The 1108-nt window shown below is 66.4% G+C and carries 1 protein-coding gene; it reads left to right on the top strand.

Features of this window, described 5'->3' with window-relative positions; genetic code table 11:
• Nucleotides 1-20: 20 nt before the first annotated feature.
• Nucleotides 21-1108: gamma-glutamyltransferase (locus QZH66_RS16680; RefSeq protein WP_305806981.1), on the top strand; the 1088-nt coding region annotated here is incomplete at its 3' end.

Below are 1108 nucleotides of genomic sequence, written 5' to 3'. Positions count from 1 at the left end.
TGGATATAGGAATACCAGCGATGAATTCGATTTCCCGAGACGAGCCCTGGGGCGTGGTGGGCGACAGCCAGATGGTGGCCACTGGCCACCCATTGGCAGCCAGGGCAGCCGCGAGCATGCTGCGATCAGGCGGCAGCGCGATCGACGCCGCTATCGCAGCGGATGCCGTGCTGGGCGTGGTCGAACCCATGGCGACAGGCATAGGCGGCGATGTGCTGGCCATGNAGGTCGCCTTGGATATAGGAATACCAGCGATGAATTCGATTTCCCGAGACGAGCCCTGGGGCGTGGTGGGCGACAGCCAGATGGTGGCCACTGGCCACCCATTGGCAGCCAGGGCAGCCGCGAGCATGCTGCGATCAGGCGGCAGCGCGATCGACGCCGCTATCGCAGCGGATGCCGTGCTGGGCGTGGTCGAACCCATGGCGACAGGCATAGGCGGCGATGTGCTGGCCATGGTGGTGCCGCCCAGCGGGGCTGCGCTGAGCTACAACGGTACTGGTCGCGCACCGGCCTATTTTTCCCTCGACGCGCTGGACAACCTGCCCGGCAGGCGCATCCCCGAACGGCACGCGTTCTCCGTCACGGTGCCCGGCGTGGTGCGAGGCTGGCACGACCTGCACAGCCGCTTCGGCCGCCTGCCCTGGCAGCTTCTGTTCCAAGATGCCATCCAGGCTGCCGGCAAAGGCTTTCCCGTCGCGCCCGTCGCTTCGCGCGAGTGGGCGCTGTTTGAACCGGTCCTGCGTCTAGACCCCGTCACCGAAACCCTGTACCGGGCCAACACGCTGCCCCGCGCCGGTGAGTTCTTCTCGAACCCGGAACTGGCTGCGGTGCTGAAAGCGATAGCCAATGAAGGCCCCGACGCTTTCTACCTGGGCGCTCCCGCAATGGCTGCGGAGCGCGCCGTGCAGCAGCGCGGTGGAATGCTGATGATGGAGGACTTTGCCCGGCACAGCGGCCATTTCGCGCCACCCATCAGCGCTCGCTTCCGCGGATTGACGGTACTGGAATGCCCGCCCAACACCCACGGAATCGCCGTGCTGCACGCGCTGGAGGCTCTGGACGCTCTGTCGCTAGACCCGGCCGACCCCGCAACCACGGTCAACAT

Origin of the sequence: Stenotrophomonas sp. YIM B06876 (assembly GCF_030711595.1) — a bacterium.
Taxonomy (GTDB): Bacteria; Pseudomonadota; Gammaproteobacteria; order Xanthomonadales; family Xanthomonadaceae; genus Stenotrophomonas.
This window is presented reverse-complemented; position numbering and strand designations above follow the sequence as displayed.